The organism is Sphingobium phenoxybenzoativorans, from assembly GCF_018286635.1.
In the GTDB taxonomy this organism is placed as follows: Bacteria; Pseudomonadota; Alphaproteobacteria; order Sphingomonadales; family Sphingomonadaceae; genus Sphingobium; species Sphingobium phenoxybenzoativorans.
The window spans coordinates 3,404,077-3,425,012 of the sequence record NZ_CP073910.1 but is presented as its reverse complement, the minus strand read 5'-3'; the positions used below and the strand labels follow the sequence as shown (position 1 = coordinate 3,425,012).

At 61.1% G+C, this 20,936-nt stretch carries 25 protein-coding genes and 1 tRNA gene; 15 read left to right on the top strand and 11 right to left on the bottom strand.

Features of this window, described 5'->3' with window-relative positions; genetic code table 11:
- Window positions 1-39: 39 nt before the first annotated feature.
- The 3 genes from KFK14_RS16995 to KFK14_RS16985 all read right to left on the bottom strand — a co-directional run bounded on the left by KFK14_RS16995 (window position 40) and on the right by KFK14_RS16985 (window position 4,089).
- Complete coding sequence (locus KFK14_RS16995) at window positions 40-1,896, bottom strand: methanol/ethanol family PQQ-dependent dehydrogenase (protein WP_212608481.1); 1,857 nt, start codon at window positions 1,894-1,896, stop codon at window positions 40-42.
- 106 nt (window positions 1,897-2,002) lie between these two features.
- The gene (locus KFK14_RS16990) at window positions 2,003-2,713 is read right to left on the bottom strand and encodes a response regulator transcription factor (RefSeq protein ID WP_246524679.1); all 711 of its coding nucleotides are present in this window, start codon (window positions 2,711-2,713) and stop codon (window positions 2,003-2,005) included.
- On the bottom strand, window positions 2,680-4,089 hold the full coding sequence (locus tag KFK14_RS16985) for a sensor histidine kinase (RefSeq protein ID WP_246524678.1): 1,410 nt from the start codon (window positions 4,087-4,089) through the stop codon (window positions 2,680-2,682). The genes KFK14_RS16990 and KFK14_RS16985 overlap by 34 nt, the downstream gene beginning before the upstream one ends.
- Window positions 4,090-4,353: 264 nt before the next feature.
- On the opposite strand from KFK14_RS16985, the gene purU reads away from it, so the two are divergent.
- The 5 genes from purU (at window position 4,354) to KFK14_RS16960 (ending at window position 7,240) form a co-directional block, all read left to right on the top strand.
- Window positions 4,354-5,214 carry a formyltetrahydrofolate deformylase gene (gene purU / locus KFK14_RS16980; RefSeq protein WP_212608479.1) on the top strand — a complete coding sequence of 287 codons (861 nt, stop codon included), beginning with the start codon at window positions 4,354-4,356 and terminating at the stop codon, window positions 5,212-5,214.
- A 116-nt stretch (window positions 5,215-5,330) separates the two neighbouring features.
- Window positions 5,331-5,783 carry a helix-turn-helix domain-containing protein gene (locus tag KFK14_RS16975; RefSeq protein WP_171905753.1) on the top strand — a complete coding sequence of 151 codons (453 nt, stop codon included), beginning with the start codon at window positions 5,331-5,333 and terminating at the stop codon, window positions 5,781-5,783.
- 89 nt (window positions 5,784-5,872) lie between these two features.
- Window positions 5,873-6,211: a hypothetical protein gene (locus tag KFK14_RS16970; RefSeq protein ID WP_083276685.1), complete on the top strand. Its 339-nt coding sequence runs from the start codon at window positions 5,873-5,875 to the stop codon at window positions 6,209-6,211.
- Window positions 6,212-6,262: 51 nt separating this feature from the next.
- Window positions 6,263-6,706, top strand: a complete 444-nt coding sequence (locus KFK14_RS16965; protein ID WP_070152781.1) for a hypothetical protein — start codon at window positions 6,263-6,265, stop codon at window positions 6,704-6,706.
- A 57-nt stretch (window positions 6,707-6,763) separates the two neighbouring features.
- A complete protein-coding gene (locus KFK14_RS16960) occupies window positions 6,764-7,240 on the top strand; it encodes a helix-turn-helix domain-containing protein (RefSeq protein WP_070152778.1) in 477 nt (158 codons plus the stop codon).
- Window positions 7,241-7,295: 55 nt separating this feature from the next.
- Here KFK14_RS16960 and KFK14_RS16955 read toward each other — a convergent pair whose 3' ends face one another.
- Together KFK14_RS16955 and KFK14_RS16950 are read right to left on the bottom strand one after the other, a co-directional pair.
- Window positions 7,296-7,514 (bottom strand): hypothetical protein, encoded by a 219-nt coding sequence (locus KFK14_RS16955; protein ID WP_212608478.1) that lies wholly within the window; start codon window positions 7,512-7,514, stop codon window positions 7,296-7,298.
- Window positions 7,492-8,307, bottom strand: coding sequence for a transglutaminase-like domain-containing protein (locus KFK14_RS16950; protein ID WP_212608477.1), 816 nt, complete (start codon window positions 8,305-8,307; stop codon window positions 7,492-7,494). The genes KFK14_RS16955 and KFK14_RS16950 overlap by 23 nt, the downstream gene beginning before the upstream one ends.
- 210 nt (window positions 8,308-8,517) lie before the next feature.
- On the opposite strand from KFK14_RS16950, the gene KFK14_RS16945 reads away from it, so the two are divergent.
- Entirely contained in the window at window positions 8,518-8,703 is a 186-nt protein-coding gene (locus KFK14_RS16945; RefSeq protein WP_070152773.1) for a DUF1328 domain-containing protein, read from the top strand.
- 21 nt (window positions 8,704-8,724) lie between these two features.
- Here KFK14_RS16945 and KFK14_RS16940 read toward each other — a convergent pair whose 3' ends face one another.
- On the bottom strand, window positions 8,725-9,153 hold the full coding sequence (locus KFK14_RS16940) for a response regulator (RefSeq protein ID WP_070152770.1): 429 nt from the start codon (window positions 9,151-9,153) through the stop codon (window positions 8,725-8,727).
- A gap of 335 nt (window positions 9,154-9,488) precedes the next feature.
- On the opposite strand from KFK14_RS16940, the gene KFK14_RS16935 reads away from it, so the two are divergent.
- Window positions 9,489-9,824 carry a hypothetical protein gene (locus KFK14_RS16935; protein ID WP_212608476.1) on the top strand — a complete coding sequence of 112 codons (336 nt, stop codon included), beginning with the start codon at window positions 9,489-9,491 and terminating at the stop codon, window positions 9,822-9,824.
- 11 nt (window positions 9,825-9,835) lie between these two features.
- Here the strand turns inward: KFK14_RS16935 and KFK14_RS16930 are convergent, their stop codons facing one another.
- Together KFK14_RS16930 and KFK14_RS16925 are read right to left on the bottom strand one after the other, a co-directional pair.
- Complete coding sequence (locus KFK14_RS16930) at window positions 9,836-10,513, bottom strand: RlmE family RNA methyltransferase (protein WP_070152767.1); 678 nt, start codon at window positions 10,511-10,513, stop codon at window positions 9,836-9,838.
- Window positions 10,510-11,595 (bottom strand): Ppx/GppA phosphatase family protein, encoded by a 1,086-nt coding sequence (locus KFK14_RS16925; RefSeq protein ID WP_070153137.1) that lies wholly within the window; start codon window positions 11,593-11,595, stop codon window positions 10,510-10,512. Before KFK14_RS16925 ends, KFK14_RS16930 begins: the two co-directional genes overlap by 4 nt.
- A gap of 210 nt (window positions 11,596-11,805) precedes the next feature.
- Here KFK14_RS16925 and KFK14_RS16920 point away from each other — a divergent pair.
- From KFK14_RS16920 to KFK14_RS16910, 3 genes are all read left to right on the top strand, one after another.
- Window positions 11,806-11,879, top strand: a tRNA-Gln gene (locus KFK14_RS16920).
- A gap of 47 nt (window positions 11,880-11,926) precedes the next feature.
- The gene (locus KFK14_RS16915) at window positions 11,927-12,553 is read left to right on the top strand and encodes a DUF4126 domain-containing protein (RefSeq protein ID WP_212608475.1); all 627 of its coding nucleotides are present in this window, start codon (window positions 11,927-11,929) and stop codon (window positions 12,551-12,553) included.
- 66 nt (window positions 12,554-12,619) lie between these two features.
- A complete protein-coding gene (locus KFK14_RS16910; RefSeq protein WP_212608474.1) occupies window positions 12,620-12,805 on the top strand; it encodes a hypothetical protein in 186 nt (61 codons plus the stop codon).
- A 16-nt stretch (window positions 12,806-12,821) separates the two neighbouring features.
- Here the strand turns inward: KFK14_RS16910 and KFK14_RS16905 are convergent, their stop codons facing one another.
- The 3 genes from KFK14_RS16905 to KFK14_RS16895 form a co-directional block, all read right to left on the bottom strand.
- A complete protein-coding gene (locus KFK14_RS16905) occupies window positions 12,822-13,010 on the bottom strand; it encodes a hypothetical protein (RefSeq protein ID WP_070152760.1) in 189 nt (62 codons plus the stop codon).
- Between the two features lie 421 nt (window positions 13,011-13,431).
- On the bottom strand, window positions 13,432-14,151 hold the full coding sequence (locus KFK14_RS16900; protein WP_212608473.1) for a hypothetical protein: 720 nt from the start codon (window positions 14,149-14,151) through the stop codon (window positions 13,432-13,434).
- A gap of 3 nt (window positions 14,152-14,154) precedes the next feature.
- Window positions 14,155-15,381 (bottom strand): toxic anion resistance protein, encoded by a 1,227-nt coding sequence (locus KFK14_RS16895; protein WP_212608472.1) that lies wholly within the window; start codon window positions 15,379-15,381, stop codon window positions 14,155-14,157.
- A gap of 173 nt (window positions 15,382-15,554) precedes the next feature.
- Between KFK14_RS16895 and sthA the strand changes: the two genes are divergently transcribed.
- From sthA to KFK14_RS16870, 5 genes are all read left to right on the top strand, one after another.
- Window positions 15,555-16,994, top strand: a complete 1,440-nt coding sequence (sthA, locus tag KFK14_RS16890) for a Si-specific NAD(P)(+) transhydrogenase (RefSeq protein ID WP_246524677.1) — start codon at window positions 15,555-15,557, stop codon at window positions 16,992-16,994.
- 140 nt (window positions 16,995-17,134) lie between these two features.
- Window positions 17,135-18,091 carry a hypothetical protein gene (locus KFK14_RS16885; protein ID WP_212608471.1) on the top strand — a complete coding sequence of 319 codons (957 nt, stop codon included), beginning with the start codon at window positions 17,135-17,137 and terminating at the stop codon, window positions 18,089-18,091.
- Between the two features lie 109 nt (window positions 18,092-18,200).
- Entirely contained in the window at window positions 18,201-20,018 is a 1,818-nt protein-coding gene (typA, locus tag KFK14_RS16880) for a translational GTPase TypA (RefSeq protein ID WP_212608470.1), read from the top strand.
- A gap of 134 nt (window positions 20,019-20,152) precedes the next feature.
- Window positions 20,153-20,446: a hypothetical protein gene (locus KFK14_RS16875; RefSeq protein ID WP_212608469.1), complete on the top strand. Its 294-nt coding sequence runs from the start codon at window positions 20,153-20,155 to the stop codon at window positions 20,444-20,446.
- 86 nt (window positions 20,447-20,532) lie between these two features.
- Window positions 20,533-20,802: a DUF3297 family protein gene (locus KFK14_RS16870; protein ID WP_070152739.1), complete on the top strand. Its 270-nt coding sequence runs from the start codon at window positions 20,533-20,535 to the stop codon at window positions 20,800-20,802.
- Window positions 20,803-20,936 lie beyond the last annotated feature (134 nt).

Sequence of the window (20,936 nt, the reverse complement as noted above, 5' to 3'; positions counted from 1 at the left end):
ATGTCCGGGCGTTCGCTGCACCCGGAATACCGGTAGGAATCAGGCTTCGGGCAGTTCAAATACCCAGAAGGACCCGCCTTGGCTGACCGACTTGGTTAGGTCCGCCATGTCGCCGCCCCAGAGCGGAACTGCGCCGCCATAGCCGGAGGCGAGGCCGATATATTGCTTGCCTTCCGACTCCCAGGTGATGGGCACCGACACGACGCCCGATCCGGTCTGGAATTTCCACAGTTCTTCGCCTGTCTTGGCATTGAACAGCTTCACATATCCATCGCTGGTGCCCTGCACGACGATATTGCCCTTGGTCGTGAGGTTGCCGCCCCAGAGCGGCAGATGCTCCTTGGCTTCCCAGGCGATCTTGCCGGTCGCCGGGTCCATGGCCCGCAGCACGCCGACATGCGTGTCGAACTGCTTGCGGATGCGGAACCCCTGACCGAGATAGGCAGCGCCCTTGTTATAGGTGACGTTCTCCGTCCAGTAGTCCTCCGACCAATCGTTCGAGGGGATGTAGAAATATCCGGTGCCGGGGTTGTAGGACATCGGCATCCAGTTGGTGCCGCCAAGGAAGTTTGGCGTCACCTTGATGCTTTCGCCCTTGTCCTTGCCAGGGGCAGGGGGCGGCGGACGCTGGCCGGGATTCTCATTCGGGCGGCCGTTCGCCACATCCCAACTACTGGCCCAGCTAATGTCTGGCACAAACGGGTAGATGCCCAGCGCCGATCCCTTCTGCTTGCTGATCTTGCCGTCGCGCTTCGTCAGCTTGTCGAGATCTGTCAGGAAGAAATAGCCGTTGCGATCGGCATGCGCGCCGGCGCGGATGGTCTTGCCGTCCTTCTTGTAATCGAACAGCACGATCGGGTTGTTGCCCGAAAAGTCCCAGGCGTCATTGGGCGTGTGCTGGAAGAAACCGACCGGCTCACCTGTCGACGGTTCAATATAGACCTGCCCCGACGTGTAGAGGCTGTCGCCCGGCGAACGCTTCCATGTGTTCCAGGGGGCGGGGTTGCCGGTGCCGATGATGATGGTGTTGGTTTTCTCATCATAGGTGGCCGACTGCCAGGGAGCGCCGCCGCCATGATTCCATGCCTCAACCTTCTTGCCGTCCTTGTCGTTCGGCCAACTGGGCGCCTTGGGATCGCCTGTGAAGGTCGAAGGCTTGCCGTTCAGGCGGCCCTGATGCCCTTCGACCATCGGACGCATCCAGATTTCCTCACCGGTGTCCGGGTCTCGGGCGTAGAGCTCGCCGACTACGCCGAATTCGTCACCTGATGATCCGTGGATCAACAACACCTTGCCGGTTTTCTTGTCCTTCACAATCGTCGGCGCGCCGGTCATGGTGTAGCCCGCCTTGTGATCCTGGAACTTCTTGTTCCAGATCACCTTGCCGGTCTTGCGGTCCAGCGCGACCATGCTGGCGTCGAGCGTGCCCATGAAGATCTTGTCGCCATAAATGGCGGCGCCGCGGTTCACCACGTCGCAGCAGGGGCGGATGTCATCCGGCAGACGCGCGGCATAGGACCAGATTTTCTTGCCGGTCTTGGCGTCGAGCGCAAAAACGCGGCTGTAGGAAGCGGTCACATAGATAACGCCATCGTAGAAAAGCGCTTGGCTCTCCTGCCCGCGTTGCCGTTCGTCGCCGAAGGAGAATACCCATTTGGGCACCAGCTTTTTCGCTGTATCGGTATTGATCTGGTCAAGTGTGCTGTACCGCTGGGCGCGCACGCCAAGGCCGTACATCAGCACATTGTCGTTGGTTTTCTCGTCATTGAGAATGTCTTCCCAGGTCACGCCGGGCAGCTTGAAATCATGCTTGGGCGCTGCATTCTGCGCCAGTACCGGCCCCGCCAGCATCATCGCCAGTGCGGACACCGCCAGACGCCCCCGTCTTCCTTCCATCGCATCCTCCTTTGACCAGCAGCGTTCGTCGCCGCTTACAGGGAGGAGAGTAGAGAGGGTTTCTGAGATGGTCCTGAGATGATCCTGAGAAGTCTCTCAGAATGACTTATGCTTTGGTCCCATGCCGCAGGGCAAATCCGATGCCGCGCACAGTCGCAAGATCGGGCGCGGACGGGTGGTCGGCGAACCGCTTGCGCAGATAGCCGACATAGACGTCGACCGCATTCTCGGTAACATCGGCATCGGCACCCCATGCGCTGTCCAATATCTGGCCGCGGGTCACGACTTGTCCCGGCTGACGGGCGAGGAACAGAAGCACGTCAAACTCACGGCGGCTGAGATCCAGATCACGGCCCTCGACCTGCGCGGTGCGGCCCCGGACGTCCAGCGCCAGCGACCCTATGACCAGCCGGCCCTCGCTTCGCGCATCGCTGCGGCGGATCATCACCGCCAGTCGAGCGAGCAATTCTTCGAATGAGAAGGGCTTGGTCAGATAATCGTCCGCGCCGCAGCGAAAGCCCTCCAGCTTCTCGTCCAGACTGGCGCGCGCAGTCAGCATGCAGATCGGCACATCAACGCCGTCAAGTCGCAGGACCCTGCACAAATCCGCCCCGTCCATATCGGGCAGGCCCAGATCGAGGATAGCTGCGTGGAACAGGCCGGAGGACAGGCGCGGGCGGGCGCGCTTGCCGGACGTCTGCCATTCCACAGCGTAGCCTTCCGCCATCAGTCCGCGATGGATGAACCGCCCGATGCCGGGATCATCCTCCACCAGCAGGATATTCATGACAACACCGGCAAAGACAGGGACACGCACAGTCCGTCGCCGTTGCGATGATTGGCGGCCATGATATTCCCCCCATGTTTGTCGGCGATCCAGCGCGCCAGTGACAGGCCAAGGCCAGTACCCCCCCGACTGCGGCCGGCGGCGGTCTGCACATAGGGATCAAAGATACGATCCAGCTCAATCTCCGGCACGCCTGGTCCCTCATCGCTGATCGCAATCCGCGCACGATCCTTATCGGCCTGCAGATGCAGCGTTACAGACCCCGCTGGAGGCGAGAATTTGACGCCATTGTCGATGATTGCGACCAGCGCCTGACACAGGCGTTCCTGATCCCCGGCCACCGGTACAATGTCCGGCGCACAGTCTAGGTTCAATGTAATGCCGCTTGCCAGCGCGAAGGGCGCGGCCATGCCATAGGCGTCACGCACGACCTCGCCTAGATCGAACCGGTCGCTGTTCAGCGCCAGCGCGCCATCCTCCGCGCGTGCCAGCGTCAGCAGATCGTCAAGACGGCGCTGGAGGAACAGGCTGCTGTCCAGAATATGCGTGAGTGCGTCATGCAATGCGTTTCTGTCTCCAGGATGACGCAACGCCACCTCCGCCTCTCCGCGCATTACGGTAACGGGCGTCCGCAATTCATGGCTGACCTTGGACAGGAACAGGCGGCGTCGTCCGTCAATGTCCTTCAACTCGTCATTCGCGCGTTGCAGCGCTCCGGTGCGGCGTGCGACCTGATCCTCCACTGCGCTCGCCATGCTGTTGAAGCGGGTGGCGAGGTTTCGCAATTCGCCCAAACCGGCGGGTCTCACTCGCGCGGGCCGTTGTTCTATGGCGATTTTGCCCGTGCCTTCCACAAGCGCCGCGATGGGCATCACTATACCCCGCCATAAGAGGAAGCCGATCATCGCGCACAGAAGCAGGATGAAAAGCGCAACACTCCAGATCATCGCGTCAATTCGCGCCTGAACATCCTGAATCGAAAGGGTCGCTTCCTCCGCTTCCTGTTTCTCACGCAGGGCGATTTCATGAGACAGGCGGCGAGCCTTCATCCAGTCCAGCGTTTCGTCAGGCCCATCGATCATCGCTGCAAGATGCTGCGCAGCATTCCCCTCCCGCGCCTGATGCTCCTGGCTTTCATCATCCTGACCAATGAGCGCGCGTTCGCTCTGGATTGTGGCGAGATAGTCGGGGACGCTGATCCTGACGGATTGGTCCAGCACATGCTTTTGCCGGTTGTCGGCGACCGTGCGCGCCATGATGTCGGCCTCCAGCCGCGTGACCAGCAATGCCTGCCGGTGCGCCATATCGACGCGCGCCAGCAGGCGAGCGCCGGACGAATGGCTCCAAACGGACGTAGCAATGAGAATGCCGAGGGATGACAGCAACGCGATTGCGCTAAGGACCATTGTCGTCCTGAAGGTCATATCCTTGCCTGCCCCGTCTCTCCACGCGCCTGGCCGTCGGGCGGTCAAGCTGGCCGCGGGATGCTAACAGCCAGCGGAGGTTCGGCGCATTATACTTTAGGCCAACGGCTGTTCACGGCGCATAATCTGCGGTGGCTGTTCCGACTCCGCCCTGGCTGGGACATGCAGCGACACCGCAACTGGCATTGCCTATTGACCGGATGCGAGGTTGGCGGTTCAGACGGTTTCGAAATATCGAGGTCGCCAATGTCTGACAGTTCCTATCTTCTCACCCTGTCCTGCCCCAATCAGCCGGGTATCGTCGCGAGGGTGACCGCAAAGCTGTTCGAGCATGGCGGCAATATTCTGGAAGCGCATCAGTTCGACGACACCGAAACCGGCCGCTTCTTTACCCGAATCCTGTTCAATCTCACCGTTGGCGACAGCGCCGGGCCGCTCATCGAGGACTTCGATGCCGTGGGTGAACATTATGGGATGGACTGGGCGATCCGGCCTGCGAGCACGCGGCGGAAAGTGCTGCTGCTGGCTTCCAAATTCGATCATTGCCTGGTCGATCTGCTCTACCGCTGGCGCAATGGCGAGTTGAAGATGGATGTGGTGGGCATCGTCTCCAACCATCCGAGAGAGACTTTCGGCGCGGCGGACTTTGGAGAGGTTCCCTTCCACTATCTGCCAGTGTCGCCCAGCACGAAATCGGAACAGGAAGCACAGATAAAACATATCGTGCAGGCCAGCGGCGCAGAGCTGGTGGTGCTCGCCCGCTATATGCAGATATTGTCGGATGACCTGGCGGCTTTTCTGGCGGGGCGGTGCATCAACATCCACCACAGTTTCCTGCCGGGCTTCAAAGGCGCCAAACCCTATCATCAGGCGCATGCGCGGGGCGTCAAACTGATCGGCGCAACGGCGCATTATGTTACCGCCGACCTGGATGAGGGGCCGATCATCGCGCAGGATGTCGAGCGCATCAGCCATCATGACTCGCCCGACGACCTGATCCGCAAGGGGCGCGACATTGAACGGCGCGTTCTGGCGCGCGCCGTGGCCGCCCATCTGGAGGGGCGATCATTCACCAACGGACACAAGACCGTCGTCTTTCGCGAATGACACCGTTGTCGGCGGAGTCGCGTCAAATATCCGCGATTCCGCGACGGCAATGCTGTTCACATTACGGTTAATTGCTGCATATGGAACCGCGCACACCGAATGCCGTGGAGACTGGCGTGGATAATGAAATTGCAAGGCTGACGGAGGTGCAGAAAAAATGCCTGCGTCTTGTCGCCGAAGCAAAAACATCCAAGGAAATCGCCATCGAAACGGATCTGACCCCCATGACGGTCGATCAGTATCTGCACCGGGCAATGGCGATTCTGGGGACGACGAGCAGGCGGGAAGCCGCGCGGCGATTCGTCGAGTGGGAGGCGTCCCAGCAGTTAAGACGGTTTGAATTCAAATCGACGCCGGTTGCGGAGCCGCAGGAATCCGCCAATCCTCCAGTCACAGTTCGCGGTAAGAACTGGTTGGCAGCGCTCAGGCTGCCACCGACAGGAGGAAAGCCAAATGACCTCGACTCCGTAACCAGACTGTTCGCGATCTTCCGGATCGCGCTTGTTTCGACGGTGGTTACAATCGCCATCGTCATTATCGCAAAAGGCGGCTTCATTCTTCTTTCGTAAGAACAGCGCCGCCTATCCCAGACATCCAGAAGCAAACAACGCTGCACCCTTCGGGCAGCGAAGGAGGACTCATGCAAGGATATAATCCAATGACCGCCCGCCGGATCGTGGTGGAAATCAACCGCACTCATGCGGCGATCGACGCATCGCTGATGCGGATGACCCAACTTACGTCGAGTTTCTTGGCCGCCAACAACGAAGCCAAGCTGCCGGCATCGGCTGCACAGGTTGCCCTGGAGGATATGGTGAAAGGCCTGACCACGATCGTAGAGGGTCGCGGCCAGTTCGTGTCCGCCCATCACAAGATGGTGGAAATGAAGAACGCGTCGAACCTGAAGAACACGGAAATCGGCTGCTCGCCCGGCCCGATCTGCAACCCCTTCCAGCCGGTGCAGCCGCAAACGTCGCACCTGCGCGAGGTGTCATAAGCAGCGTGACGGTCTTGACTGATATCGAGAGCTGCTAAAGTGCAGCAACAGATGACGCTCCTGCACCTCTATGTGATCTTCACCCTATGCTGTTGCGGTTACGCACTGGCGGCGGGCGGCGTGACCGGCAGGGCAGGGGCGGCAGTCATCCTGATCAAGACCGTGCTGGACCTGTCTACGGCCTGGATCGATTACTCCTGGCAGGGAACGATGTATCCGTTGTTGTTCATCGACGTCGTTTGCCTTGCCTGTTTCATGGTGCTCGCCATGCGGAGCGATCGGTTGTGGCCCCTATGGGCTGCGGGTTTCCAGTTTGTGGCGGTGCTGATCCATCTGGCTACATTCTGGCAGATCGACGTCGCTCCAAAGGCCTATCAGGCGCTCCAGCAGGTTTGGACCATTCCCATGCAGCTCGCGATGCTGTCGGGGATCATGGCTGATCAGCGATCCCGGTTCGCCAAGGGCCTGTTCCGGCGAGAGCCGGACGCCGGCTGACATAACCCCGGCAGGTCTTTCAACAAGAAAGGCTCCGGGACTTTACAGGAAAAGACAATGACAAAGGGTCACACAAATGCCCTTCCGGGCATTCCTGAATCGAAAAAGCATGCACAACGCACGCTTGAACATCTCAAGGAAATCGCTGCGAATCCGGACAGGATGGCGATGCCGGTCTCATTCCCGTCGCGGCCCCGCAAGGAAGGCCGGGCGGGTGCCGTGAGCCATTATCTGCGGATGCGCCGCTACCGCGAGAAACTGTTCGGCGAAATCTTTGCAGATCCGGCGTGGGACATGCTCCTCGAACTCTATCTCGCCGAGTTGGAGAAGCGTCAGTTGAGCGTGACCGCTGTGTCGGTTGCCGGCGCGGTTCCGCCCAGCACTGGTATCCGCTGGATCACCACCATGACGGAAGCGGGCATGATAGAGAGGGTGGCAGACCCCTATGATCGCCGCCGGACCTATCTCCATTTGTCCAGAACGACCTATGACCTTCTGGACGAGTGGACATCGCGGGCGATGGTCGCCGAATAGCCTGTCAAATTATCCGCCGAGTCAGGGCATCTGGCGCGGCGGCGCCATGGAAAGCTTATTGGAACGCCAGCGACTTGACCTCGCATTCATTGGCCAGTTCCAGCAAAGCCTTTCGCGAACGGCTCGGCGGCATGCGCCCGGCGAGTTTGCGATAATTGCGCGCGGCGGCGCTGAGGCGTTCAAGCTCGGTCATTTCTGCAAATCGCGCGATCCATAAAAAAGTTCCACCGCGCTGAAAAATTGGGAGATTTTCAGGAATCCGTGTCGACTTCATCGGTATGGACCTGGAAGGAGACGAGCGTGGCAGTGCCGAAAGCAGTGGTTAGCGCTGTTTCCGTCGCGTCCCTTCCACAAGCCATGAGGATGCGCCCGATCCGCGGCACATTATGCCGCGCGTCATAGGTGTACCAGGCACCGTCGACATAGGCTTCGAACCATGCGCTGAAATCCATCGGCGCATCGACGGGCGGAATGCCGATATCCCCCAGATAGCCAGTGCAATAGCGCGCCGGGATATTCATGCAGCGGCACAGGGTGACCGCCAGATGCGCGAAATCGCGGCATACGCCTACCTGTTCTGAATAGCCGTTCCAGGCGGTACGATCAGCGCGGGCATGCTCATAGCCAAAACATATATGGTTATGGGCGAAATCCACGATCGCCTCGATCCGGCCGCGTGCCGAAGCAATGCCGCCGAACTGGTTCCATGCCACCTGCATCAGTCTGTCCGTTTCGCAGTAGCGGCTTCCCAATAGGTAGATGAGCACGTCGTCGGGCAGGTCCTCGACCGGCATCTGCGGCCCATCGGGTGCGCGCACGTCAGGCTCCCCCTTATCGGCTATTACGAAATCGGTCGAGAGGGTGACGCGGCCGGGTGGTAGCGTCAGCCGCGTGCACAGGTTACCGAACATGTCGATATGGTTGCGCATGGCGATATCCGGCGACACAGCGATCTGGTGGGGCGTGCGCAGATCCTTCTCGCGCGAGGGATGAATATTCAGAAGCGCCAGCATTGCCGTGGGCGCCGGTATATCGAAGGCGATCTCATATCCCGCGCGGATCAGCATAGATGCGCTATTCCTTCCGGCATGCGGCCAGCATGAGAGGGCAAACCGGTTCGTGTCCGGCATCATGCTTAACGCGTTGCTGTGAATGCCGTTCCAGAGGCCATCATCGCTGGACAAATTCCAGTGATCCCTGTTTGGATGGCGTCCGGCGAATGGAACCAAAAAGAGGTCGCCGGATTATGAAAGCACTATAATCAGAGAGGTGCCGCCATGATCCGGCTTGCTATAATTTCCCTCGTCATCGCTGCCGTACTTGCCGTTCTTGGTTTCGGTGGAGCGGCAGGCACATTTGTCGGAATTGCGAAGATTCTGTTCTTTATCGCGCTCGCCATTTTTGCGTTGTTCCTTGTCATGGGCCTTCTGGCCGGCAAGGGAATCAAGAATGCGATAGACTGACAGCGGGCTTTTCAGGGGCCGTCACTCGGAAAGACTGGTGATGGCCCCTGTCAAATGGTCCCGCACGTGCCGTGCCATATTGAGGGGATCGAAAGGCTTGCGGATAAACCCCATTGCTCCCACGGCGCGGTATTTGGCCAGATCGGACGGCTGATCGTTGGCGCTGACAAAGATAATGGCGATATCCGCCATATGGTCTGACGCTCGCATGGCGTTGGCAAGCTGACACCCGTTCATTTCCGGCATCATCATGTCCAGCAGGGCGAGGTCAGGTATCCACTCCCGCTGATTTAGGAGCGCCAGCGCTTCTTCGGCTGACCCCGCCGACCGGACCTCCATCAAGGGGTCCATTTTCAAGGCAAGTTCCAAAACCGCCCTGATATCAGGTTCATCATCGACGCACAGGATGCGCAGGATGGAGGAGGAGTGATCAGGGGGCGTATTCGTCATCGTGATAATGCGGCGCGAGCTTTATACATCGAAACAGCCTTCCCCGACGCCCTCATTGCGATAAGGTTTTCTGACATATGCTTTCGACTCTACGTCGAGCGACACCGGATTTCTATGGTTAGTCTTGAGTGCCGGAAGTTGTCGATACTACATTCGTCGGTTTCTGAATTGTTAACGATGAACAGAGGCTGTTTTGCTTCAGATTGCTGGATTAGAATTTTTCCGGGGGAGCGTTAGCAAGGTAGTGGCCGCGCGAACCCGATTGCCACCATGCCGGAAGGGCGATAAAGGCCGATGTTGCGATGCAACAGAATCGAAAAACCTTATCAATCAAGATGGCGAAGGATCAGCTTCCTGATCTCTCGCCCGACGATCCCGCCAATCTGATCGCTCAGGCCATTCAGGTGCGGGTGTGTTTGACCGCTGTATATAACAAGGCGTCTTTCCTGATGGCGCCGCATATCCTGTATACGAAGCATGATGACCTGTTCATCGACGCGATGACGGTTGAATGCGACGGGAAAGCGCCGCGTGAACCAAAGCTTGGCACATTCAAGCTGTCCGGACTGAACGATGTGGCGATGACAGGACAGCGGTTCACGCCGCTGGAGGGCTTCGATCCCACGGATCGGAAATATTCGGAAAATACGGTGCGCGCTATCCGGCTGTAGGAGAAAGTGGCCTACTCGCCGCCGCTTTCCTGCGCCGCGCCCTTGAAGCCCTGAGCCACCACATACCATTCCACGCTGCCCTTGCGGCTCGCGGGCGGCTTGGCGTGTTTGACCGTGGTGAAATGCTTCTTCAGCACCGCCAGCAGCTCTGTGTCAGTGCCGCCCGCAAAAGCCTTGGCGACGAACGCGCCGCCGGGACGCAGATTTTCGATCGCGAACCATGCGGCCGCCTCGACAAGGCCCATGGTGCGGAGATGATCGGTCTGGGCGTGGCCGACCGTATTGGCCGCCATGTCCGACAATACCAGGTCCGGCGCGCCGCCCAGTGCATCGAGCAATAGGTCCGGAGCCTTGTCGTCCATGAAATCCATCTGAAACAGGGTCACGCCGTTGATGGCGTCCACCGGCAGCAGATCGATGCCGACCACCTGCGCTTTGGGAGCAAGCTTGCGGACCACCTGCGCCCAGCCGCCCGGCGCTACGCCCAGATCGACGACATGGCGGGCGCGGCGGAGGAGAGCGAACTTCTCGTCCAGTTCGATCAGCTTGAAAGCGGCGCGGCTGCGCCATCCTTCCGCCTTGGCGCGGCGCACATAAGGATCGTTGAGTTGCCGCTCCAGCCAGCGGTTTGACTGGGCCGTGCGTCCCTTGCTTGTCTTGACCTTTACCCGGCCGCCTGCGCCCCTCATCGCGCGCTTCCATCCCGGTCCATAAGGCCGCGTAATATCCCCTCCCGAATGCCGCGATCAGCAACTCCCAGGCTCTTGGCGGGCCAGATATCCAATATGCATTCCAGTATCGCGCATCCCGCAACGACCAGATCGGCCCGTTCATTGCCGATGCAGGGCAATTGCCGCCGTTCGGCGATAGACATGGCCGCCAGCCGGGAGGAGATGCCGCGCATGGCCTCGGCAGGTACGATCAGCCCGTCGATCGCCTGCCGGTCATAGCGCGGCAGTTCCAGATGAATGCTGGCCAGCGTCGTGACCGTGCCCGAAGTGCCGAGCAAGCGGATATCATCGGCATCCCTGGGCAACCGGCTGGCGAGCGCCTGAAACGCGTCCTTTACGCGCGTGCGCATGCGGTCATAGGCAAGCAGGCGCTCGGACGGGCTTTCGGGGTCGAATATCTCGCTTTCGGTCAGCGACACCACGCCCCAGGGCGCACTTTGCCAGTCGAGAATCCGGGGCGTCTCCGTGCTGGTGTCGACCAGGACCAGCTCCGTCGATCCGCCGCCAATGTCGAAGATGAGCGCCGGGCCGTCTCCCGGCTCCAGCAGGGCATGGCATCCCAGCACCGCCAGGCGCGCTTCTTCCTGCGCGGTGATGATGTCCAGCGCTATGCCCGTTTCCCGATAGACTCGTTCGATGAAGTCATTGCCGTTGCTGGCGCGGCGGCAGGCCTCCGTCGCCACGGAGCGGGCGAGGGTGACATGACGGCGCTTGAGCTTTTCCGCGCAGATGGTGAGCGCGGCGATGGCGCGCTCAATCGCCGCGTCGCTGATCCGGCCAGTGCCTGCCAGCCCTTCGCCCAGCCTGACAATGCGGGAAAAGGCGTCAACCACGACAAAGCCATCGGCAGAGGGGCGTGCGATCAGCAGCCGGCAATTGTTGGTGCCAAGATCGATCGCGGCATAGGATTTGCGATTCTGCCAGCCCGCGCGGGGTCTGACCGCCGCTGCCTTGGCCATCTGGTGAGCCGCAGGGGCGCCCCCGCCCTTTGCTGAACCGGCTGGGGGTGTCTGCGGCGTTGGGCTGCTGCGCTGCGCCAAGGCCGTACTCATCTTATGCTCTCCGCGCGCCGGAAAGGCGGCGGTACTTGATGTCAGAGTAAGCCGGTGGCGGCCAAAGCGCAAGTTGGCCTCTGGCGCTATGCCGCCCGTGCTGTGTCATATCCCGGAACAGTGCAGCGTGAACGGTCTTGACCATCGTAAAGCACCGGCCTATCTGCGCCCTTCGCTCCGGCCGTGGCCGGATGCTGGTGCCCCGTCGTCTAAAGGTAAGACTACGGACTCTGACTCCGTCAATCGAGGTTCGAATCCTCGCGGGGCATCCACTTTCCCATGCTGTATTTTGTTCGCCCGCCTGTGGTAGAACCTGTCCATGGACATCGTGCAGATCCTTGGCGTGGCCGCGAGTGTCAGCCTACTGGCCGGTTGGCGTCTGTATCTGTGCATATTTGCGGTCGGGATGGCGATGCGATTCGGCTGGGTGGCGACGCCGGAGCATCTTCAGGCGCTGAACGTGCTGTCCAATGGCTGGATCATCGGTATTGCCGGGACCGGCGCCGTGGCGGAGTTCCTGGCGGACAAGGTGGCGGTGGTCGATACGGTCTGGGACGCGGTGCATACGCTGGTCCGCCCGGTCGGCGGGGCGTTGCTGGCGCTGGCGCTGGTCGACGCCGGCGATCCCGCCTGGCAGGTCGCGACGCTCCTGCTGGGTGGCGGAGCGACGCTGCTCACCCATTCGGCCAAGGCCGGCACACGCGCCATTGTGAACACCAGTCCAGAGCCGTTCAGCAACGCCATCGTGTCGACCGGGGAGGATGTGGTGTCGGGCGGGATGCTTATCGCGGTGCTGGCCAATCCGGTGCTGGCGGTCATATGCGCGGCGATAATCCTGGCAGGGACGATTGCGGCGCTGCTCATCCTTCGCCGTCTGCTATTCCGACGTCGCGCCGGGCCGCCGGATACGCAGTCCGGCAGAATTTTCGATCCTCCGGCGGCGTAGTTAATGATGTTCTCATCTTTCCCCGTCACATTGGCCCATGAACGGGCTTTTCGGGGTAAAGGGATCATGACGGCATTCGCAGCGCTGACTTACGGGTTTCTGGCCAGCTTCATCCTGTCGGCGGCAAGCCGCAACAACAAGCTGCAACGGCCGCATCCGCCCGTGCTCATCTATGTCGGCTATGTGCTGTGCGGGCTTTCGCTTGGCGCGTCAGTCATTCTGGGCGTTGTCGCCGTCAGGCATTTCGCCTGACAGACTGCAATCCGTTTCAGGCCATCAAGGCGAGAAGCGAGATCGTGGCAGTAATGAAGGCGAAGGTCGCGCCGATTTTGAACAGGAACCGCGCGCTGTCGGCATGTTCCTTGTAGAACAGGGTCAGCTTGTCGTTCCAATCCAGTTCCACCTGCTCGGGCGCACTGACGACCGGATGGAGATCTGTCGTGGGGCTGGAATTCATCTAACCACTCCTACCTCGTGCCCTATCTGCGCATTGCAATACGCTTTTCGGGCGAACCGGCTTCCTGTATTTTCGCCTGAATTTCTGGCGGGGGTGGACCGGTTCTTTACGGTTCGCGCTTGATGGTTGCCCGTATGGACTCAGCAAATTCGGGCATCGCGACCTGCCGTGTTTGCCTATGGCGATTCTTGCTCTTGCCCATTTTCTACTCAATTCGCCGCAAAAAGGCAATAATGGAGCATTAACCCTATTGACGTCCGCGCCAACGCCGGAAAGCCGCCACTCCCATGACCACCGCGCTGGCGATCGCGGCGATCCCTGCGGAGATGACCAATAGCGCCCATGCGCCGGCCACGATGAGGCCGGTCAGGAAATCGACGAGGATGAGGGTTAGGTGGATCAGGGGCCGCTTCCGGGACGGCTACTGCCCCGGCTCCCCCAGCGCCTTGGCTTCCTGATATTTCAGTTCAAGAAAGCGATTCTGCGTCGCCAACTTGTCGAGGTCGCCGCTGGCGAGCTGTTCTGTCATCCGGTCAATCTCGCCGTCGATGACGGACAGGCCGTCGATCAACTGCTGTTCCGGCACGCGGCCATTACGTTCCTCGCGGCGCAGCGGCTCTGGAATGCTCTGATAGCCAGTGACCAGTTCAGGCAAATGATCGGACAGCAGCTTGCGCACCTCCACCGCCGCCGGTTCGTGCGGATTGAGCCGGCTGAGCTGGGGGGCAAGCGTTTCCAGGCGCACGCCAATGCTGTCGATCAGCTTGACCGCGGGCGGAGGCAGGGCCTTGCGCTGACTTTCCAGCCATATTTCGGTCTGGAGGGGCAGGGCCTTCAGGTCGGTTTCCGCAAGCGCCGCCGCCTTCACTGTCCGTTCGGACGGCAGGACGGCGATCAGGAGGGTGGCGGCAATGATTGCGCCGAGCACGATCATCACCCCATTAGGACCGAGCGGCAGGAACCAGCCAGTCACCACAGCGGCAATCAATATGGCGAAGGCGGCCGCCGCTATTCGTCCAAGCTTACGCAGCATGCCCGCATTGCGCCGCGCGCGGGCGCGTGAGGACAGGCTTTGCCCACGCTCGCTGTGACGGCGTAAAATCGCCTCCGCATCGGCGAGAACCTGATCGGACCGGCCCATCGCTTACGCCTCGATAGCGCTCAGCAGGGGATTGCTGGCCGCGCCGCCGCTCAGTTGCGCCTGCGCCTGGCCCTCGGCGCGAGCGATATAGCCTTTCGACTTCTCCACTTCGTTGGAGAGGGTGCCGATCGTCGTCTTCATCGATTCCAGCGCCTTGAGCTTGAACGTGTCGATGCTGTCCATCGTATCGTATATATTCTGAAAGGCGCGTTGCAGCGTTTCGATTGGGATCGTGCTCGACGCGGCCTGCTCATGGATTTGCGCGGTCTGGGTCTTGAGCATCTCGCCGGTGGAATCGATCATGTTCGCGGTCGTGGTGTTGAGCGCGGTGATCTGCTCCAGCACCAGCTTCTGCCCGACCAGCGCCTGGGCGACAGTGACGGCGGTGCGGAGTGCCGCAACGGTGGTGGTCGACGCGCGGTCGACTCCCTTCACCAGCTCGACATTATTCTTCTTGACCAGATCGAGCGCCAGATAGCCCTGCACTGTCACCGCCATCTGCGTCAGCAGGTCCTGGCTGCGCTGGCGGACGTAGAAAAGCGCAGTCTCGCGGATGGCCTTCGCCTTGGCCGGATCGGTGGAATCAAGCTCCAACGCCTTGGTTTCAAGGCGGCTGTCCATCGTCTTGCTGATATGGATCATCTGCTCCAGCTTGCCCATGGACGCCCACATATTCTGGCGCTCCACGTCGATGGCGGCATTGTCCTTGATCAGCGTGTCCTTGCCGCCCGCCAGGCTGCCGAGGATGCCGTTGATATGGCCTTGCGCGCTTTTGTAGCCGTCGAAATAATTGCGCATCCGGTTGCCGAACGGGATGATGCCAAACAGCTTGCGGGGCGCGGTCAGGCTGCCGCGCTTCGCCGGGTCAAGGTCCTCGACCGTGCGGCGCAGTTCGGCGAGGTCGGCGCCAACGCTGTTATCGGAATCCATGGCGCGCACGGGACGGTCGAGGAAGCGGTTGCTATGCCCGGCGGCGTCGGCAATTTCCTTGCGGCCCATATTGGTGAGTTGGTCGACCCGCATGCCAAATTCGGGACTGTTCGCATCCTGGGCGACCAGATCCTCGATAAAAGCGTCAACCTTCTCGTCGAGTTTCGACCGTTTGCCGTCGTCCAGCGGCACCAGTCCCGCCGCCTTTTCCGGCGTCACGGTCGGCACGGGATTGGGCGCCTCCAGGGTGAGAGCGCCAATCTCTTGCTGCGTGTCGGTCGTGGTCGCGGTCGAAGCCATATCATCTCCTCTGGTGTTATATGTATATAAAACACCTCGGCATCAAGTGGGATGCGGCAACCGGTATAACGGTGATGGCCCCGCTACGGAAGCCGTACAGCATCATCCATTCCGCCGCTTTCCGTTGCATTCCGCCGTGCTTCACATAATGATAACCATATTAGGGGATGCCTGTGGCTGACAAAGCGCCGTTTGGCGGCGCATTGGGGGGAAGCCATATGGAGCCATATGATCTGGTGGTGATCGGCAGCGGCCCGGCAGGGCGCCGCGCCGCAGTGCAGGCCGCGAAGCTTGGCAAGTCGGTTCTCGTTGTGGAGGGCCGCCGGCGGGTGGGCGGCGTTTCCGTCCATACCGGCACTATTCCTTCCAAGACATTGCGGGAAACCGTCCTCAACCTTTCCGGATGGCGCGAGCGGGGTTTTTACGGCCGCTCCTACCGCGTGAAGAAGGATATCGACGGCAGCGACCTCGGCACGCGCCTCAACAAGACGCTGGAGCATGAGGTCGATGTGCTGGAGCATCAGTTTCAGCGCAACGGCGTGCGCACCATGTCCGGTTTCGCCCGCTTCCTCGACCCGCACAGGGTGGCGATCACGTCGCCGGACGAGAGCGAGCTGATCGTCCAGGGCGAGAAGATATTGATCGCGGTCGGCACAGCGCCGTACCGCCCGGCCGATATTCCCTTTGATGACGTCTCCATCCTCGACAGTGACGCCGTGATTGAAGCGCCGCGCGTGCCGCGCAGTCTTACGGTGGTGGGCGCCGGAGTCATCGGCATCGAATACGCCACCATCTTCAGCGCGCTGGACGTGGCCGTTACGCTGGTCGAACCGCGCACGACCTTCCTCGATTTCATCGATCGGGAAATCATCGAGGAATTCATCCACCAGTTGCGCGACCGGGGCATGATCATCCGGCTGGGTTCGCCGGTCTCCACGGTGGAAAAGGACGACAGCGGAAAGGTCGTCACCACGTTGGAGGATGGCCGGGCGATCCGCACCGATATGCTGCTCTATGCAGCCGGGCGCGTGGGGGCGACAGCCACGCTGGGTCTGGACACATGCGGGCTTGAAACCGATAGGCGCGGCCGCCTTACGGTCGATCCCGCGACGTTCCAGACTTCCGTGCCGCATATCTATGCCGCCGGCGATGTGATCGGTTTCCCCAGCCTCGCCTCGACATCGATGGAGCAGGGGCGGATCGCCGCCTGTCACGCCTTCAATCTGCCGATGCCGCCCGCCCCCCAATATTTCCCCTATGGCATCTATGCCGTTCCGGAAATCTCCACGGTCGGCATGAGCGAACAGGAAGTGCGCGAGAAGGGAATCAAATATGAGTGCGGCGTCGCGCGGTTCCGCGAAACCTCGCGCGGGCACATCATGGGACTCGATCAGGGCCTGATGAAGATGATCTTCTCGCTCAAGACCCGGCGTCTACTTGGCGTCCATATATTGGGCGAAGGCGCGACGGAACTGATCCACATCGGCCAAGCAGTGCTTAACCTGCACGGAACGCTCGATTATTTTATCGAGAATACATTCAACTATCCGACATTGGCGGAGGCGTACAAGATCGCGGCGCTTGATGCATGGAACCGGATGCCGCGCGTCTGACATGTTGCAAGATGAAACAATTCGCTGTTAACGGGGCCAGTAACCATGATGCCGCGATTTCACCCTAGTCTATTGGCGCAAGACGTGGCTATTTGCGAATCCTGTTTGTCCTGTTTCTGATCTTTGGTTAACGGCATCCGATGACAACCGACCCATCAAGGCAGATATGGAAAGCCGGTGTCGCGCTCAGCGACGCCTGGCTGCATTTTGCCGAACAGGCGGTGCGGGAGGAGCATGAGAGCAAGCCGGGGTTCACCGGTACGCTCCAGCATCTGGTCGCCGTGGCGCAGAGCACGCGGGACGGGAAGAAGATATTGTCTGCCCTGCAGGAAGTGGGAAAAGCGCATCTCGACAAGCTGGAAAGCCGCAAGCTGCTGCAGGACATGCTGATCGAGGTTCTGGCGACGGATCATCTGATCGCCACCGGTTATGCGGGGAAGGACAAGAAGGCCGCCCCGGTCCCCATCGATCCATCCTTTTTTGCCGAGGCCAGCGCGGATTGGGATAACAGCGTCGTCCGTCTGAACGGCACCACCTATGAGCGGGTGCGGATCACCGATCCCGCCGCCATTCCCGCCGCTGCAGCCAAGCCCGTGCTGGAACTGGCGACGATCGCCGAAGCGGAACCGGTCGCGGAAACGCCGCCTGCCGCCAAGGTGGAAAAGCCCGCCGCCAAGGTGGAAAAGAAGGCCAAGCCGTCAAAGCCCAAAGCAAAGGTGAAGGCGAAGAAGCCGCCAGTCCTCCCGTCGAAACCCGTCCAGCCGTCGAAGAAGGCGGCGGAAAAGCCGGCGAAGGCGAAAGGGAAAGCGAAGGTGGAAACGCCATCGCCAGCACCGGTCCCGGTCGTCGAGGCTGTTGCGGCGGTCAGCTCCGCGCCCGCTTCCGCCGCGCGCTCCAAGGTGAGCGAAGGCATCCATGCGGCGCTGGAGAAGCTGGTCGCGTCGGAGGCCGGTTTTGCCGACCTCAATCGGCGGAGCGCTGCGCAGAAAATCCGCGATGAGCTGCATGCCGCCTATGAGAAGGGCAACGGCCTGAGCGATCCGAACCTGGCGCGCTATATCCGCAAGAAGTGCGGGTTAAAGACCGTAAAGCACTGATCCCACCGGCGTCCGGGTCCTTTCCGCCCATTTTACCGCGCTGTTGCGGTGCAGCGGACTTTCCGCTAAGGGCGCGCCCAACAGTCCTCACAAAATGAGCAGATCCTTCATGAGCCTCCGCAATGTGGCCATCATCGCGCACGTCGATCATGGCAAGACCACGCTGGTTGACCAGTTGTTCCGCCAGTCCGGCACGTTCCGCGAAAACCAGCGCGTCGAAGAACGCGCGATGGACAGCAACGACCTGGAAAAAGAGCGGGGCATCACCATTCTGGCCAAGCCGACGTCAATCGAGTGGGAAGGCACGCGGATCAACATCGTCGACACGCCCGGCCACGCCGACTTTGGCGGCGAGGTGGAGCGCATCCTGTCGATGGTCGACGGCGTGATCCTGCTGGTCGATTCCTCCGAAGGCGCGATGCCGCAGACCAAGTTCGTGACCGGCAAGGCGCTGGCGCTGGGCCTGCGCCCGATCGTCGTCGTCAACAAGGTCGACCGTCCGGACGAGCGCATCCAGGAAGTGCTGGACGAGGTGTTCGACCTGTTCGTCAGCCTGGAGGCCACTGACGAGCAACTCGACTTCCCGGTGCTCTATGCGTCGGGCCGCAACGGCTACGCCAATGAGGATCCGTCGCTGCGTTCGGGCACGCTGACGCCGCTGTTCCAGAAGATCGTCGACCATGTGCCGCCGCCGGCGCTGGACGTCGATGCGCCTTTCACCTTCCTGGTGACGCTGCTCGACCGCGACAATTTCCTGGGCCGCGTGTTGACCGGCCGCGTGACCAGCGGCACCGTCAAGGTCAATCAGGCGATCCATGCGCTCGATATGGAGGGCAAGATCATCGAGACTGGCCGCGCCTCCAAGATCATGTCGTTCCGTGGGCTGGAGCGCGTGCCGGTGGACGAGGCGAAGGCGGGCGACATCATCTCGCTTGCCGGCCTGACCGTCGCGACTGTCGCCAACACGATCGCCGACACCACAGTGACCGAGCCGATCCAGGCGCAGCCGATCGATCCGCCTACGCTGTCGATGCGCTTTGCCGTCAATGACTCGCCGATGGCGGGCCGCGAGGGCAGCAAGGTGACGAGCCGCATGATCCGCGACCGCCTGGAGCGCGAAGCAGAATCGAACGTCGCCATCAAGGTGACCGAGAGCGCCGACAAGGACAGCTTCGAAGTCGCTGGCCGCGGCGAGCTTCAGCTTGGCGTGCTGATCGAGACGATGCGCCGCGAGGGCTATGAGCTGGGCATCAGCCGTCCGCGCGTGCTGTTCGGCGAGGATGAGAATGGCGGCAAGACCGAGCCGTATGAAACCGTCGTCATTGACGTGGACGAGGAGTTTTCCGGCACCGTCGTCGACAAGATGAACATCCGCAAGGCCGAGATGACCGACATGCGTCCGTCCGGCGGCGGCAAGACCCGCATCACCTTCTCCGCCCCATCGCGCGGGCTGATCGGCTATCATGGCGAATTCCTGTCCGACACGCGCGGCACGGGCATCATGAACCGGCTGTTCGAGAAATATGGTCCGCACAAGGGCAAGATCGAGGGCCGCAAGAATGGCGTGCTGATCTCCAACGGCGCGGGTGAGGCGAATGCCTACGCGCTGGGTCCGCTGGAGGAGCGTGGCATCCTGATGGTTGGCGTTGGCGAGGCGCTCTATGAAGGCATGATCGTCGGCGAGAACGCCAAGCCGGAGGACCTTGAGGTCAATCCGATGAAGTCGAAGGCGCTGACCAACTTCCGCGCCAGCGGCAAGGACGACACGGTGCGCCTGACGCCGCCCCGCCGCCTGACGCTGGAGCAGGCCATCGCCTATATCGACGATGACGAAATGGTCGAGGTGACGCCCAAGTCGATCCGTCTGCGCAAGCGCTGGCTCGACCCCAATGAGCGCAAGCGCCAGTCCCGCTCCAAGGCGGCCTGATCGGGCCGGGCGGACGTCCGCCCGCTGAACATCTAGTTAACGCCATATTCCCGTCCGGTTCAGCCGGGCGGGAATATTTCTTCTCCTACAGGCTGGCGGCGCCCCCTCCAGCCCGGATGAGGAGGAGCGTGAAGATGAACATTTTGTGGAAAGGCGTGACTGCGGTCCTGATCGCGGGCAGCGCCATGATCGCGGCGTCGGCCCCCGCGCAGGCGCATGACCGGTACGGCTGGCGCGGCGACAATTACCGTGGCGATTATTATCGCGGGGATCGCTGGCGCGGCGACCGCTGGGACCGGTATGACCGCCGCGACTGGCGCCGGGACCATCGCCGTTCCAACTGGCGCGGCGACCGCCGCCGGTGCTGGAACGAGTGGCGGTATGACCGCTATCGCCATCGCGATGTCCGGGTCCGCATCTGCCGCTGATAGCATAAGCCAGGCATGAGGTTTGGCCGTCGATCGCTCCTACAGGCGGTTGACGGCCCGGCCGCATCGGCGCTAGGCGCTCTGCCATGACAGACACGCCGCCAGATCGCCTTTCGACCAACCCGCGCAGCCCCCATTTCGACATGGATGTGCTTCAGCGGGGCATCGGCATCCGCTTCAAGGACCGGGTGCGCACCGATGTCGAGGAATATTGCATTTCCGAGGGCTGGATCCGCGTCGCTGCGGGCAAGACCCGCGACCGGCATGGCCAGCCGCTGACGATCAAGCTGTCGGGACCGGTCGAAGCCTGGTTCGAAAATGCGGCCGAAAGCGACGGGGAACGCGAGGGTATATAGCTTTTTCGCGCTTTTCGGGTTCCGGATTACTCCAGAAATTTCATATATTTGCGCGATTCCAACACAAGTTGGATTTGTTGGAACCCTCGCCTTTGTTGGACAGCTCCGCCGGGCCGCTGCGGCGTCCCGGAACC